Raw genomic sequence first — 15,519 nt, forward strand, 5'->3', positions numbered from 1 at the left:
GAAAAGATAGGCAAAAGAAAGCGGCTCGAACCCCCTGCTAAGCGGGTCCCTTGCATAGTAACGGCAGTGGTGCATCTGGAATCTGTATCGCGCATTCGACGTGAGTGACAAGGCATTCATACTTCCCGCCTCGCACTATGTGCTCGCCGGAAGGGTTCATCATGCAAACCCACGGCTTCGTTTGGGCGTGGTGGGGCCATCGGCTTCGCCTCGGCGATGCGCTGAAAATGCCGGATGGTTTTTTGGGCGTGTCCCTGGTGCATCAAGCGGCTAGCGAGGGCTACCGCACGCCATGCACCAGAAGCAGCTATTGATCTAATGAAGCAGTAGTGAGTACAACGATAGCTAGTGGATTGCCGGATTTCCGCCGCGTGCCAGCAACAACGTCTAGCTTGATGAAGTACTGCTGAGCGTCGGCAACAGCACGCGGTTTGATAGGGTGCCGTCGAGCATCGGCAGAAACGCGCGATTTGATGAAGTGCCGCAGAGCGTTTGTGACAACGTACGGTTTGATGAAGTACCGCATCGGCGCGCGCAGCGCCGCCGGAAGTATGACTGCCTTGTCACTCACGTCGAATGTACGAGAGCACAGATTCCAGATGCACCACTACCGCGACTGTGCGGGGGACCCGCTTAGCAGGGGGGCGAGCCGTTTTCTTTGCTTATCTTTCTTTGCGGCGGCAAAGAAAGTAAGTGCCGCCCCGCACAGGGGCAACACTAATAAACCGATATAAATTCAAGGAAAGGCCAAAAAGCCAGATCAAGGAAAGGCCAACGCCGCAGGCAACCAACCCAAGCCGCCGCGAAGGCCAAAAACCCCTTTAATCCCGTGCCGAAGAAGCCGCCCCATGACTCAACCAATCAAGCACAGCACTAGCATCATCATCCGCGCCCTGTCGCGCCTTAGCGACCGTCTCCGCCACATCCGCGCTAGGCACAGCGCGCCGAATCGCCACGCCAACTGCAAGAATATCAATCATGACCAGATGCAAGATCCGCGAAATCATCGACAACTGCGACTCGCGAATCTCAATGTGATCGGTCTCCAAAGCGACAGTAGCCCGCTTCGCCAAAGGCGTATTACTGGACGTAATGGCAATCACCTTAGCCCCCGCCTGCATGGCGACATCCAGCACACGCAGCAGCTCAGGCGCACGCCCCGACTTCGACACGGCAACAATCACATCACCTTTGCCAAGCAACGCGGCTGAAGCCGCCTGCATATACAGATCGCCGTAGGCAATCGTCGGAATGCCAAACCGGAAGAACTTGTAGTGCGCATCCTGCGCAACGATGTTCGAATTGCCGAGCCCATAAAACTCGATCCGCCGCGCACCGTTCAACAGATCGATCGCCCGCTCGACCTGGTCGAAATTCAAATGCTCGCGCAGTTGAAGAATCGCGGAAATCGTATTGTCCAGCACCTTCGCGCCGAAGTCTGTCGCGGTGTCGCCCAGATGCACCTGGCTATGACTCACCGGAATCGTGCCGGTCAAACCCGTCGCCAGCTTCAGCTTGAAATCCGACAAACCCTGGCAGCCGAGCGAACGGCAAAAGCGGATCACCGTCGGCTGGCTCACGTCGGCCTTGCGCGCGATATCCACGATCGGATCGTTGATGATCGAACGCGGATGATTCAACGCGAGATCGGCCACTCGGCGCTCGGCCGGCGTCAACGCGTCGCGCATCTGACGAATCCGCTCGAACACGGCCGATGAGCTGCCGCCCGCGCGGTTCGACAACTGCTCCGCGAGAATCGCCGAAACCCCCAGAAACGCCGGGTATTCAGCGGTAATTACATAGGTCGGCACGTTCTGCAAATAAGCCTCGAAGCGGCCCTTCGCCTCGAACCGTTTGCGAAACGACGAACGCGCGAAAAATTCGCCCAGCCGCGGCACGACGCCGCCGCCAATGTAGATGCCGCCCAACGCGCCGAGCGTCACTGCGATATTGCCCGCGAAAGTGCCGAGAATCCCGCAGAACACGTCGACGGATTCGGCCGCGAGCGGCTCGCCTTCCATCGCGCGTTTAACGATCTCGATCGTGTCGACGTTCGCCGCCACGCGCTTCTTGTCGCGGCCCGCCAACGCGCGGTAAATCACTTCGAGGCCGGGGCCCGCTGCCACACGTTCGAACGAGACGTGCGACCACTTTTTGCGTGCGTATTGCAGCACGATGTCTTCGCGTTCGTCGGCCGGCGCGAACGTAGCGTGGCCGCCTTCGCTGCCGAGCGCGATCCAGCGGTCGTCGGCAGGAATCAGGCCGGATACGCCCATGCCGGTGCCCGGGCCCAGCAGGCCGATCACACTGTTCGGGCGACGCGAGCCGCCACCCACCTGCACGCGCTGCGCGTCGGTCAGGCCGGGCAGGGCCATGGCCAGCGCAGTAAAGTCGTTCACCACCAGCAGCGTGTCGAAGCCAAGCGCACGGCGCGTGGCTTCGATCGAAAAGCTCCAGTCGTGGTTGGTCATGCTGACCTGATCGCCGTCGACCGGGTTCGCAATCGCAATCGCCGCGTGATTCACGCGGCCGATCTTGGTGTCTTTCAGGTACTTCTTGATGACTTCGGCAACGCCCGGATAGTCCGCGCACGGATAGACCTGCACCGAGCCGATCTCGCCCGGGCTGTATTCGAGCGCGAAGCGCGCATTGGTGCCGCCGATGTCGGCGAGCAGCCTCGGTCCATCGGCGTGCTGGCCCGCGCCCGGAACAGCCTTAGTTTGCACACCAGTAGACATCGAGTCTCACTCCCTTGTCGTTTGCCAACTGCGAGATGGCATTTTTTTGTAGCGAAGCGGCGGCGGCATTCAGCACGTCCATCTTTCGCGGTCCTGCGATCAGCAAAAACAGGTGCTTCACTTCTTTCAAGGCGGAGAGCGACCAGCTCACGCGCGCATGCGGCGCGCTGCCGGGATGGACGGCCACGAAACGCTCGGGGGTAGTGATCGCAAAGTCCCATTCGGGCGCATCCGCGAAAATCGACGCGGTGTGGCCGTCTTCGCCCATGCCGAGAATCGCGACGTCCGGCACGGCGCTAAAGCGCGCGTCGGCGTTCAGCGCGGCAACGTGCGCATTGAGGTCTTGCGTTGCATCGACCAGCGGCCAGAAGGCGGCGTTCTTTGCGGCGTTCTGCAACAGCGTGTCGTGCACGAGTTGTGAATTGCTCGCGCTGTCCGTTTCCGGCACCCAGCGGTCGTCGACCAGCGTCACGGCAATGCGCGCCCAGTCGAAGGATTGCGTGGACAACGTCTGCAGGAACGGACGCGGGCTGGTGCCGCCGGACACTGCAAGCATGGCCGGGCGCGTGCCAAGGGTTGACGTGCCCGCTGCGGCCGTGGCCGCCTGTGCGGCGAGCGACGCATGTAACGCGTCGCCAACCGCTTTCGCCAACGCGTCGGATTGGGCGCGTTGATCGTCGAAAGCGTGAAGCTGGATCACTTCTCCTCCGTGCTGCTTTCTTGTTAGATCTGCGGAACGTGCTGTACTGCTGTCACGCGATGCCTGCAAGCGGGATGACTTGCAGGCGCCTTCGTGATACCGGCGCCATTCCGTTCAGTTCGTCGGTGAGTCTTGCAGGCGCTGTGCCGTGCTTCGATCGACATCGCGATCAGGATCAGGCAAGGCACAGCGCCGTCATTCAGTTGATTCAATTCTCTTCTTCGAGCCAGCAGGTGCCGTGCTGCGCCAACATCGCGCTCGCCGCGGCCGGTCCCCACGTGCCTGCTGCATACGGCTTGGGCGGCTTGTTCGCAGCGGCCCATTCGTTGAGGATCGGTTCGACCCAGCGCCATGCTGCTTCCTGCTCATCGCGCCGCACAAACAGCGCGAGGCGCCCATTGATGACATCGAGCAGCAGGCGCTGATACGCCTCCATCTGCCCTTCGCGGAAGAACCGGTCGAACGCGAGGTCGAGGTGGACGCTGGCGAGGTTCATGCCTTCGCCCGGCTGCTTCGCGAGACAGTAAAGGCGAATGGTCTCGTTCGGCTGCAAACGGATTACGAGACGGTTCGCACCGCCGCGCAACGCGGACGCGCCCAATGCCGAATGCGGCACTGCACGAAAATTCACCACGATCTCAGCGACACGATCCGCGAGACGCTTGCCCGTGCGCAGGAAGAACGGCACACCAGCCCAGCGCCAGTTTTCGATTTCCACCTTCAACGCGACGAAGGTTTCGGTCGTGCTGTCCGGCTTCACGCCAGGCTCGGTAGCATACGCCGGTACCGCATTGCCGCGGATCACGCCCGCATGATACTGGCCGCGCACCGCGACCTTGCCGATATCGCGCGGATCGATCGGCTTCAACGCGCGCAGTACGCGCAGTTTTTCATCACGTACCGAGTCGGAATCCATCGAATGCGGCGGTTCCATCGCGACGATGGAAAGCAGTTGCAGCAAATGGTTCTGCACCATGTCGCGCAAGGCGCCGGTGTTGTCGTAGAAGTCGCCGCGCGCTTCCACGCCGAGTTCTTCCGCAATCGTGATCTGAATGCTCTCCACCCATTCACGGCGCCACAACGGTTCAAACAGCACATTGCCGAAGCGCAGCGCCAGGAGGTTCTGCACCGGCTCCTTGCCGAGGTAGTGGTCGATCCGGTAGATCTGTTCTTCAGCGAAGATTTCGCCGACTGCATCATTAATTGCGTTCGACGACTTGAGGTCGTAGCCGAGCGGCTTTTCCAGCACGATGCGCGAATTTTCGTTGAGTCCCACCGACGCCAGCGCGTGGCAGATCGGTACGAACAGCGACGGCCCCGTTGCCAGATAGAACACGCGGATGCCAGGCCGGCCGCTCAAGGCGTCGCGCAGCAGTACGAAGTCTTCGGGGTTGCCGAGATCGATCTTCACGAACTCGATACGGTCGAGGAAGCTCGCCCATGCGGTTTCATCCACACCGTTCTTCGACACGTGCGGCTTGACGTGCTCATTGACCCAGTCAATGTAGGCAGCCCGATCGGCCACATGCCGCGCCACCGCGACGATCTTGCCGCTGTCGGCCAGCATGCCACCTGCACGGTGCGCTTCAAACAGTGCCGGCAGGATCTTGCGCATCGACAGATCGCCGGTTCCGCCGAAGAGAACGAAGGTGAAGCTTGAATCGGTTTGCATGAGTCTCCGTCGATATCCTGGGGTCGCCGTGGGGACCGAAAAGGGCGACCGTAGTCCGATAAAATATTTTTTGACACTGAATTGTAGTTTAACTACAATCCAAATCAAGAGGTAGCGCTAATTCGATGAAAAAAGCGTGCGCTGTGAGGCTAGATGCGCGTTTTCCCGAATCGGCAGGCGTCCCCTGCATGTTAACGGACATTGCGTGTGAGCACGTGCCAGCACGCCCCCGGCGGTCCTTACGGAAAGCCGGAAGGCGGGTCTGGCGTCAGGGTTAACGTGTGAGGCACCTCGAGTCTGCCGCGCGCGACGCGGGCAGGCAAAAATCAAAAGAGGAGACAGTCAGTTGCATCCCGATCCACTCATCTCTTGAGCTTCCAGCGGCCGGATAGCGGTCCGCCGGCACATGCATGACGCATGCGCCCGACCGTGCTCGATCGCCCAGTGTTTTGCCTGTTTGAACCAACCACAGCACCCTGGCGACATCAGGGGCCATTTGTTTTTTGTTCAGGTGTCTGGAGGAGATAAGCAATGAAATTTCGCGCGATCATGGGCGCTTTGTGCGCCGCGGGTCTGATGTGTGGCGTCTCGGCTGTGCAAGCTGCCGAGTCGATCGAAGTGTTGCACTGGTGGACGTCGGGCGGTGAGTCGAAAGCCGTCGGCGTGCTCAAGGACGACATGACGAAGGAGGGTTACACGTGGAAGGACTTCGCGGTTGCTGGCGGCGCAGGTGCGGCTGCCATGACGGCACTCAAGACGCAGGTGATCTCGGGTAATGCGCCGAGCGCTGCGCAGATCAAGGGTCCGCTGATCCAGGACTGGGCGGAGCAAGGCGTGCTGGTGCCGATCGATTCGGTTGCAGGCGACTGGAAAAAGAATCTGCCGCCGGAAATCGACAAGATCATGCACGCGGACGGCCATTACGTTGCGGCGCCGTTCTCGGTGCACCGCGTGAACTGGCTGTACATCAACAAGGCGGCGCTGGACAAGGCAGGCGGCAAGGTGCCGACCACGTGGCCTGAGTTCTTCGCGGTGGCCGACAAGATGAAGGCCGCGGGCATCCAGCCGATCGCGATGGGCGGTCAGCCGTGGCAAGACCTGACGCTGTGGGAAGACGTCGTGCTGTCGCAAGGCGCGGGCTTCTACAAGAAGGCGCTGGTCGACCTCGACGAGAAGACGCTGACGTCGGACCAGATGGTCGGCGTGTTCGACACGGTCCGCAAGATCCAGGGTTACTTCGACGCGGGCCGTACCGGTCGTGACTGGAACCTGGCCACGGCCATGGTGATCAACGGCAAGGCCGGCATGCAGTTCATGGGCGACTGGGCGAAGGGCGAGTTCGCCAACGCAGGCAAGAAGGCGGGTTCGGACTACGTCTGCGCCGCGGTGCCGGGCACGGAAAAGGCCTACACGTTCAACGTCGACTCGTTCGTGTTCTTCCAGCAGAAGGGCCAGAAGACCGCAACGCCGGGTCAATTGGCACTGGCCAAGACGATCATGTCGCCGGACTTCCAGGAACAGTTCAGCCTGAACAAGGGCTCGATCCCGGTTCGTCTGGGCGTGTCGATGGCCAAGTTCGACGACTGCGCGAAGAAGTCGTACGCGGATGAACAAGTGGCGATCAAGTCGGGCGGCTATGTGCCTTCGCTGGCACACGGCATGGCGCAACCGGATGCAGCAGCCGGTGCGATCTCGGACGTGGTCACGAAGTTTATGAACTCGCAGGAAGATTCGAAGACCGCGGTTGCCGCGCTCGCGAAGGCAGCGAAGACCAAGTAAGTGAAGTAAGCGAAGCGGCGCGTCCGGGGGCACTCCACGGACACCGGGCGCGCCCTTCAGACCGCTGACCGCATTGTTGCCAGCAGGCGGTTTCACCCCTGGTTTCATAGAGTCACACCTATGCCGTTGCAGCCTTGCGCCCCTCAGGCGTGAGCGTTTCGGCGGTACAGTTTCAGCAGGAGTCGAGTAGTGACTGCTTCTATCAGCGGAAACGGGAAAACGGCCACCGCCCCCCGCCGCACGTCGCCCATGGCGGCGCTTGCCGATCGCTGGATTCCGAAGCTGGTGCTCGCACCCAGCGTCGTGATCAGCCTGATCTTCGTGTATGGCTTCATCGCAATTACCGGCTATCTGTCGCTCTCCAATTCGCGGCTGATGCCTCGTTATGATTTTGTCGGTCTCGACCGTTATCGCGAGCTGTTCGACAACGACGTGTTCTGGACCTCGGCTGCCAACCTCGGCTGGTTCGGCATTCCGTTTATCGGTATCTGTATCGGCCTCGGCTTGTTCCTCGCGATCCTGCTCGATCAGCAGATCCGCAATGAAGGCGCACTGCGCGCCGTGTTCCTGTACCCGATGGCGCTCTCGTTCATCGTGACGGGTACGGCGTGGCAATGGATCATGACGCCGAGCGTCGGTCTCGAGAAAGTGTTCCACGACTGGGGCTGGACGAGCTTCTCGTTCAGTTGGCTCGGCGACCCCAACAAGGCGATTTTCTGCGTTGTGATCGCGGCGGTGTGGCAGTCCACCGGCTTCGTGATGGCGCTGTTCCTCGCGGGTTTGCGCGGTGTCGACGGTGAGATTTTCAAGGCCGCGCAGATGGACGGCGCGGGCTTGCCGACCATCTATCGCAAGATCGTGATTCCGAGCATGCGCCCGGTGTTCTTCTCCGTGCTGCTGATTCTTTGCCACATCACGATCAAGACCTTCGACCTGGTCGTCGCGTTGACCGCGGGTGGTCCGGGTACGTCCTCATCGCTGCCGGCTATTTTCATGTACACGTTTTCGTTCAATCGCGGGCAGCTGGGCGTCGGCGCGGCGTCGTCGATGATGATGCTCGCGACCGTTGTGGCCGTGCTCGTGCCGCTGATGTATCTGGAATCGAGGAGCACCCGCAATGCAGCCTAAGATGACGATCAGCCGTGCCGTCATTTATGCGGCCCTGGTTCTGTTTGCCCTGTATTTCCTGTTCCCGCTGTACGTGATGCTGTCCACGTCGTTCAAGGACATCGACCAGTTGCGCTCCGGCAACCTGCTGACGCCGCCGACGCACTGGACCATCGATCCGTGGATCAAGGCATGGAGCGGTGCGTGTACCGGGGTGCGCTGCGACGGTATGCAGCCGTTCTTTATGAACTCCGTGCGCATGGTGATTCCGGCCGTGCTGATCTCGTCGATCATCGGCGCGTTCAACGGTTATGTGCTCACGCACTGGCGTTTTCGTGGCGCGGATCCGATCTTCACGATGATCCTGGTCGGCTGTTTCATTCCGTTCCAGGCGATCCTGCTGCCGATGGCGCGTTTCGAAGGCATGCTCGGCCTGTCGAACACGACGACCGGTCTGGTGGTGGTGCACGTGATCTACGGTATCGCCTTCACCACGATGTTCTTCCGCAACTTCTACGTGAGCATTCCGGCTGAACTCGTGAAGGCCGCGCGGATCGACGGTGCGGGTTTCTTCACGATCTTCACGAAGATTCTGATGCCGGTGTCGCTGCCGATTTTCATGGTGTGCCTGATCTGGCAATTCACGCAGATCTGGAATGACTTCCTGTTCGGGATTGTGTTCTCCGGTGTCGATTCGATGCCGATCACGGTGGCGCTGAACAACCTCGTGAACACCTCGACCGGCGTGAAGGAATACAACGTGGACATGGCCGGCGCGATCATCGCCGCACTGCCGACCTTGCTCGTCTACATCGTCGCGGGACGCTATTTCGTGCGCGGCCTGACGGCGGGCGCAGTGAAGGGCTGAACCCGGGGCTAACCATACGCATCGCGGCGGGGCGTCGTTGATCGTGCGCCGCCGTCATCCGACCAGAAGTTTTCAAGCTGTACCAGAGACAAGAGGATTCACAGCATGGCAAGCCTTTCCATCCGTGACGTGTACAAGACTTACCCGAACGGGGTGCCGGTTCTGAAGGGTGTCAACATCGACATCGAAGACGGCCAGTTCCTGATTCTCGTTGGCGGCTCGGGCTGCGGGAAGTCGACGCTGCTCAACATGATCGCCGGCCTCGAAACCGTGACCAAGGGCGAGATCCAGATCGACGGCAAGACGGTGAACAATCTCTCGCCGAAAGATCGCGACATCGCGATGGTGTTCCAGTCGTACGCGCTGTATCCGTCGATGACGGTGCGCGAGAACATCTCGTTCGGCCTGGGTATCCGCAAGGTACCGAAACAGGAGCAGGCGCAGATCGTCGACCGCGTCTCGAACACGCTGCAGATCACGCACTTGCTGGACCGCAAGCCGGGTCAGCTCTCCGGTGGTCAGCGTCAACGTGTGGCCATGGGCCGCGCACTCGCGCGCGATCCGGTGATGTTCCTGTTCGACGAACCGCTGTCGAACCTCGACGCGAAGCTGCGGATCGAGATGCGTTCGGAAATCAAGCTGCTGCATCAACGCCTCGGCACGACGATCGTCTACGTGACGCACGATCAGATCGAAGCGATGACGCTCGGCGACCGCATCGCGGTGATGAAAGACGGCATCGTCCAGCAGTTCGGTGCGCCGCAAGAAATCTACGACTCGCCGGCGAATCTGTTCGTGGCCGGCTTCATCGGCGCGCCGCCGATGAACTTCATCCAGGGCAAGCTGGTGGAGCAGGGTTCGGGCGTCGGCATCGAACTGGATACGGGCACGGCGCGCAATGTGTTGAACCTGCCGTTCGATTCGGCGAAGGTGAAGTCGCACATTGGGCGCGAAGTGATTCTCGGCTTGCGCCCGGAGCGGATCACCGACGCGCGTGGTGCGCATGGCGACCACGCGAACCTGCAGTCGATCGACGTGAATGTCGACGTGATCGAGCCGACCGGTCCGGACACGCTGGTGTTCGCCCAGGTGAACGGCAAGCGCATTGTGAGCCGCGTGCACCCGGCTTCGAATCCGCAGCCCTTGTCGACTACGACCTTGTTGTTCGACGCGTCGAAGGCGGTGTTGTTCGATCCGACCAACGAAGAGCGGATTGCCTGAGGCAAATTATTCGCTGAGCGATTCGAGTTGAAAAAAGCCCCATGCGTTGCGAAGCGCATGGGGCTTTCTTTTGTCGTTTGCTAGTGCTCTTTGCACAAGGCTCGTCGCCTGGCGTCCCTGCGCCGTGACGTTCAGGCGTCCGTGATGCGCAGATCCGGATTGTTTCGCGCCAGTTCGGTGACCCACTCGGTGAATGCGCGCAGCCGCGAACTCAGATTGCGGCGATGCGCGTACAGGATCGACAGCGGCGTGCCAGGGGTCGTGTAGGTCGTGAGGATTTCCTTCAGCGCGCCTTGCGCGATCAGATCCGCGACCATGAAGCGCGAGGGCTGGATGATGCCGTGGCCGAGCGCGCTCGCGCCGATATAAACGCTGCCGTCGTTTACCGCGAGCACGCTCTTCAGCGTGACCTTGACGATCTCGCCGCCCACCTCGTATTCGAACGGGAAGGTCTTGCCACTGCGTGCTGAAACGTAGTTAACCGCGCGATGCTCGCTGAGCTCTTCGAGCGTGGTCGGCGTGCCGTATTTCTCCAGATAGGCAGGCGACGCGCAGGTCACGATCCGCGCCTGGCCGATGTGCCGCGCGACGAGACTCGACTCCTCCGGCGTGCCCATACGGATCACGCAATCCACCCCGTCCTGAATCAGATCGATGTTGCGATCCGCCAACCCGAGCCGCACGTCGATCTCCGGGTATTGCCGGTAGAAATCGTCGAGCGCGGGGAGCAGCAGCGCACGGGCGAGCGTGCCGGACGTATCGACGCGAATCGTGCCGCTTGGATTTTCCCGCTTGTTCGACAGCGACGATTCGGCATCGGCGACTTCCGCGAGGATACGCACGCAGCGGTCGTAGAACAGTGCGCCGTCTTCGGTAACGCTGACCTGCCGCGTCGAACGGTTCAGAAGCCGCACGCCGACATGCTCTTCCAGAGCCTGAATGGTCCGGCTGACTTTGGCGCGTGGCAGGTCGAGCGACTCGGATACTTTGGTGAAGCTGTTCGCTTCGACCACACGCGTAAATATCTCCATCGCTTCGAAACGGTCCATGTTTTGCCTTTTGTAAGTAATGGGCGGAAGTGGGTTTCGAAGTGAAGTGTATAGGGTGGAAATAGTGTTGTCGCGATGGGGGCCGGGCGGGCAAGCGGGTCACCCGCTTGCCCCTCACGTCTGCGGGTGTATTCGCTGGACTGTGCCGGGTCCGTGCAGTCAGTCCCGGTCGGGCGCGCCGAGCGGAAAGAACGAGCGATACGGGCGCGCTTCGTCGACCGCGCGTGCGAACGATGGCCGGGCCAGCAGCCGCTTCCGGTAGGCGAGCACGTGCTCAAAAGCCGAGCCGATGCGGTGCGTCCAGTCCGCGTAGAACAGGAACGGCGCGGCGCCGCAATCGGCGAGGCTGAAGCTGTCGCCGGCGGCCCATTCGCGCTCCGCCATCACGCCGTTCAACCAGCCGTACGCGGTGTCGAGCATGGCCTGCGCTTCGGCGACGCCGAACGGGTCGCGCTCCGCTTCGGGCCGCAGGCTGTCGTGCACGATCCGTTGCTGCGGCGTCGAGATGTAGTTGTCGAAGAAACGATCCATGCCGCGCACTTCCAGTGCCGCGAGCGGGTCGGCCGGCAACAGCCGCACCGGCCCCGGGTGCGTCAGACCCACGTACTCGATGATGATGCTCGCCTCCATCACGGTCCGGCTGCCGTCGACCAGCACCGGAAAGCGTTTGATCGGCCAGAGCGCGGCCAACTCCGCCATCACTTGCGGGTCGTCGTGCGACAGCTTGCGCAGTTCGAACGGCGTGCCATTTTCGTAAAGCGCGGTCAGGACCTTCTGGCAGTACGAGGAAAAGGGGTGGGCATAAAGCTTCAGGGTCATCGTGGTCACCTTGGGTGGTTGCTAGGCGCGCCGTGGCGCAACGACGGCCAGAGGGGGCCGTTTACCCAACGACGAACGGCAGCAACGGAAGTCGACAAACGCGGGCATCAAGCCACGGTGGCGGCGCGCGGCAATCGAACGGACTTGCCTAAAAAAACAGGCGCAGGCTTGAGTCACGGTATTCCTACGACAAATCTTCACAAAACTTCCCGGAAATATCGCGTAACATTTGAAACAATTGTAAGGATGCGGGTGTGCGTCGACATGACAGCGCTGCATTTTCTTCCAATCGAAGCCACCGAGTAACGATTTTCCAGAACGGAGACCACGATGGGGTACCAGCAAGGTTTGAGCGGGGTGTCGGCGGCGTCGCAGAATCTCGACGTGATTGGCAACAACGTTGCCAACTCGCATACGGTTGGCTTCAAGAGCGGCGCTGCGCAATTCGCTGACATGTACGCCAATTCGGTGGCGACCGCGGTGAGCAATCAGGTGGGTATCGGCACGAGGCTCTCCGAAGTGCAGCAGCAGTTCTCGCAAGGCACGATCAGCAGCACCAACCAGGCGCTCAACGTCGCGATCAACGGCAACGGTTTCTTCCAGTTGTCGAACAACGGCTCACAGGTGTATTCGCGCAACGGCGTGTTCCAGCTCGACAAGAACGGCTTCATCACCAACGCGCAAGGCCTGAAATTGATGGGCTACGGCGCGAGCGCCGGAGGTGTCATCAATACCGCGCAAACCGTGCCGCTCAGCGTACCGACCGCGAACATCGCGCCGCAAGCGACGACCAGGATTGTTGCCGGCCTGAACCTGAACGCGCAGGACAAGCTGATGCTCGGCACGCCGACCGTGAAGGCCGGCGCCAACACGGGTACCCTCACGACGCCCGGCGCGACCATCACGCACCCCGCTTCGGGCACCAACAACGACAACTACACTGTCAAGTTCGCGAGCGCGACGGCCTACACGGTGACGGACAACACGCTCGGCACGTCGACCGCCGGCACGTACACGTCCGGTACGGCGATCCCGCTCGGCAACGGCCAGACCATCACGTTCAACGGCACGCCGGCCGTCAACGACAGCTACACGATCGCGCCGACGCCGATCGCGTTTAACCAGAACAGCAATTCGACGTACAACTATTCGACCAGCACGACGGTGTACGACTCGCTCGGCGGCTCGCAGATGGTCAATATGTACTTCACCAAGACCGCAGCGGGCGCGTGGGATGTCTACGCGGGGCCCTCGACCGGCGCGGCGCAACTGATCGGTCACGCGAACTTCAATTCGTCGGGCACATTGCTCGGTACCACCGACAAGAACGGCGTCGCCACCACTACGCCGTTCGTCTTCAACTTCAGCGTGCCGACCACGGACGGTTCGTCGACGCCGCAGAACCTCACGCTGAACATCGGCGGCACCACGCAATACGGCGGCAAGAACGGCGTGAACACGCTGCAGCCCGACGGCTACGCGGCCGGCACACTGACGAGCTTCACGATCGGCGCCGACGGCACGCTGAGCGGCAACTATTCGAACCAGCAAACCGCGGCGCTCGGCCAGATCGCGCTGGCGAACTTCGCCAATCAGAACGGTCTCGTGAATCTCGGCAACAACGAGTTTCAGCAAACCTCGCAATCGGGCGTCGCGCAGATCTCCGCGCCGGGCTCGACCAACCACGGCGTGCTGCAAGGCGGCGCGGTGGAAAACTCGAACGTCGATCTGACAAGCGAACTGGTGAAGATGATTACCGCGCAACGCAACTATCAGGCGAACGCGCAGACGATCAAGACGCAAAAGACGGTCGACCAGACTTTGATGAACCTTTAAACCATCGCGACGCTGTCGCAGACGGAGTATTCATAAACCCGGCGCGATATTCGCACTGGGCGATGAGCGTTTATTGTCGGCAGGTTTTCTTCGTGACCACCGTGTTGGCCACGAAGGCGACCTCCAATACGTTCGCGAGCCAGTACGCTGGCTCGCAAAATCGAGCACGAAGTGCCGATCAATTTAATCTTATCTAATTAGTTAGGATAACAAATCGAATGCATGGAAGCGCCACAAAACTCGACAAAATATAGTGAAGCTGAAGCTTGGCAGATCTATCAAGTTTACTTTTCTCAAGCCGTCAATCCTTATGCGGTGAACGTCAATGAATGTTTTCGCCGTTGCCGATGTCGGTAATAAATCCAATGCTTATTTGAGAGATCTTCCATGCTCGGAATCAATAGCAATATCAATTCGCTAGTTGCGCAGCAGAACCTCAATGGCTCGCAAAGCGCGCTCTCACAAGCCATCACGCGCCTGTCGTCGGGTAAGCGCATCAACAGCGCGGCTGACGATGCCGCAGGTCTGGCGATCTCGACGCGTATGCAAACGCAGATCAACGGCCTGAACCAGGGTGTGTCGAATGCGAATGATGGCGTGTCGATGATTCAAACCGCATCGAGCGCACTGTCGTCGCTGACGTCCAGCCTGCAACGTATCCGCCAACTGGCCGTGCAGGCATCGACTGGCACGCTGTCGTCGAGCGACCAGGCAGCGCTGCAGAAGGAAGTTTCAGCGCAGATCTCGGAAGTGAACCGTATCGCATCGCAAACAACGTACAACGGCACGAACATTCTGAACGGCTCGGCAGGTAGCGTGACGTTCCAGGTCGGCGCGAACGTCGGCCAGACGATCAGCCTGAACCTGAGCCAGTCGATGTCGGCTGCACAGATTGGTGGCGGCCTGGTGCAAACGGGTCAAACGGTCGGCACGGTCGCTATCAGCACGGACTCGACCGGCACGTACACCAGCACAGGCGCGACGATCACGTCGGTCAACGTGCTGTCGGACGGCAAGGGCGGCTACACCTTCACCGACCAGAACAACCAGGCGATCTCGTCGGGCGCAGTGGCCAACATCTTCTCGGCTGGTACGGCAGCAGGTACGGGCACGGCAATCACCAACCTGACGCTGAACGCCACCCTGGCTACGGCGATGGGCGCGACCGCGTCCGGCGTTGCAGCCGCGTCGGTCGCCCAGATCAACGCCATCAACAACCCGCCGACGGTTTCGGGCCTGAACATCAACACGGTCACCGGTGCAAACCAGGCCATGGTCTCGATCGACAACGCGCTGCAGACGGTGAACAACCTGCAGGCATCGCTGGGTGCCGCGCAAAACCGCTTCACCGCGATCGCCACGGCGCAGCAAGCAGAATCGACCGACCTGTCGTCGGCACAGTCGCAAATCACGGACGCCAACTTCGCCCAAGAAACGGCCAACCTGAGCAAGGCGCAAGTGCTGCAACAAGCAGGTATCTCGGTGTTGGCACAAGCTAACTCGAACCCGCAGCAAGTGCTGAAGCTCCTGCAGTAAGAGCTGATGCAGTAACGGCGGTGCGTCGCGCGCTTCCAGCGACGGCGCACCGCCGGGTAGCAAGTGCCCGGACGCGCCATGCTTTCGGGCAACCCTATTTCTTCAGAAAGTGGTGCCGCACCGTACCACGTCGGTTTTTGAGCGCAAAACGCTCGTTTTTCCGCCACGACGCATGCGATTTAGATCGCACCGGA

11 protein-coding genes are annotated in these 15,519 nt (G+C 60.8%); 6 read left to right on the top strand and 5 right to left on the bottom strand.

The genetic code is table 11. The features are described from left to right. Nucleotides 1-821: 821 nt before the first annotated feature. The 3 genes from PQQ96_RS26890 to zwf all read right to left on the bottom strand — a co-directional run bounded on the left by PQQ96_RS26890 (nt 822) and on the right by zwf (nt 5,110). Nucleotides 822-2,738 (bottom strand): bifunctional transcriptional regulator/glucokinase, encoded by a 1,917-nt coding sequence (locus PQQ96_RS26890; protein ID WP_408298311.1) that lies wholly within the window; start codon nt 2,736-2,738, stop codon nt 822-824. Further along, a complete protein-coding gene (gene pgl, locus PQQ96_RS26895) occupies nt 2,716-3,438 on the bottom strand; it encodes a 6-phosphogluconolactonase (RefSeq protein ID WP_408298313.1) in 723 nt (240 codons plus the stop codon). The genes PQQ96_RS26890 and pgl overlap by 23 nt, the downstream gene beginning before the upstream one ends. 208 nt (nt 3,439-3,646) lie before the next feature. Further along, complete coding sequence (gene zwf / locus PQQ96_RS26900; RefSeq protein WP_408298315.1) at nt 3,647-5,110, bottom strand: glucose-6-phosphate dehydrogenase; 1,464 nt, start codon at nt 5,108-5,110, stop codon at nt 3,647-3,649. Between the two features lie 531 nt (nt 5,111-5,641). Between zwf and PQQ96_RS26905 the strand changes: the two genes are divergently transcribed. The 4 genes from PQQ96_RS26905 to PQQ96_RS26920 all read left to right on the top strand — a co-directional run bounded on the left by PQQ96_RS26905 (nt 5,642) and on the right by PQQ96_RS26920 (nt 10,085). Then, the gene (locus tag PQQ96_RS26905; protein ID WP_408298317.1) at nt 5,642-6,889 is read left to right on the top strand and encodes an ABC transporter substrate-binding protein; all 1,248 of its coding nucleotides are present in this window, start codon (nt 5,642-5,644) and stop codon (nt 6,887-6,889) included. A 189-nt stretch (nt 6,890-7,078) separates the two neighbouring features. Continuing rightward, nucleotides 7,079-8,017 (top strand): carbohydrate ABC transporter permease, encoded by a 939-nt coding sequence (locus PQQ96_RS26910; RefSeq protein WP_408298319.1) that lies wholly within the window; start codon nt 7,079-7,081, stop codon nt 8,015-8,017. Next, the gene (locus PQQ96_RS26915; protein ID WP_408298321.1) at nt 8,007-8,864 is read left to right on the top strand and encodes a carbohydrate ABC transporter permease; all 858 of its coding nucleotides are present in this window, start codon (nt 8,007-8,009) and stop codon (nt 8,862-8,864) included. The genes PQQ96_RS26910 and PQQ96_RS26915 overlap by 11 nt, the downstream gene beginning before the upstream one ends. A 105-nt stretch (nt 8,865-8,969) precedes the next feature. Further along, the gene (locus PQQ96_RS26920; RefSeq protein WP_172313013.1) at nt 8,970-10,085 is read left to right on the top strand and encodes an ABC transporter ATP-binding protein; all 1,116 of its coding nucleotides are present in this window, start codon (nt 8,970-8,972) and stop codon (nt 10,083-10,085) included. Nucleotides 10,086-10,216: 131 nt separating this feature from the next. Here PQQ96_RS26920 and PQQ96_RS26925 read toward each other — a convergent pair whose 3' ends face one another. Continuing rightward, nucleotides 10,217-11,134, bottom strand: a complete 918-nt coding sequence (locus PQQ96_RS26925) for a LysR family transcriptional regulator (RefSeq protein WP_408298324.1) — start codon at nt 11,132-11,134, stop codon at nt 10,217-10,219. A 159-nt stretch (nt 11,135-11,293) separates the two neighbouring features. Further along, nucleotides 11,294-11,953 (bottom strand): glutathione S-transferase family protein, encoded by a 660-nt coding sequence (locus tag PQQ96_RS26930; protein ID WP_408298326.1) that lies wholly within the window; start codon nt 11,951-11,953, stop codon nt 11,294-11,296. A gap of 330 nt (nt 11,954-12,283) precedes the next feature. On the opposite strand from PQQ96_RS26930, the gene PQQ96_RS26935 reads away from it, so the two are divergent. Both PQQ96_RS26935 and PQQ96_RS26940 read left to right on the top strand, forming a co-directional pair. Continuing rightward, nucleotides 12,284-13,789: a flagellar hook-basal body complex protein gene (locus PQQ96_RS26935; RefSeq protein WP_408298328.1), complete on the top strand. Its 1,506-nt coding sequence runs from the start codon at nt 12,284-12,286 to the stop codon at nt 13,787-13,789. A gap of 387 nt (nt 13,790-14,176) precedes the next feature. Further along, nucleotides 14,177-15,325 carry a flagellin gene (locus PQQ96_RS26940; protein ID WP_408298330.1) on the top strand — a complete coding sequence of 383 codons (1,149 nt, stop codon included), beginning with the start codon at nt 14,177-14,179 and terminating at the stop codon, nt 15,323-15,325. Nucleotides 15,326-15,519: the final 194 nt, after the last annotated feature.

The organism is Paraburkholderia sediminicola (genome assembly GCF_046027825.1).
GTDB lineage: Bacteria > Pseudomonadota > Gammaproteobacteria > Burkholderiales > Burkholderiaceae > Paraburkholderia > Paraburkholderia sediminicola_D.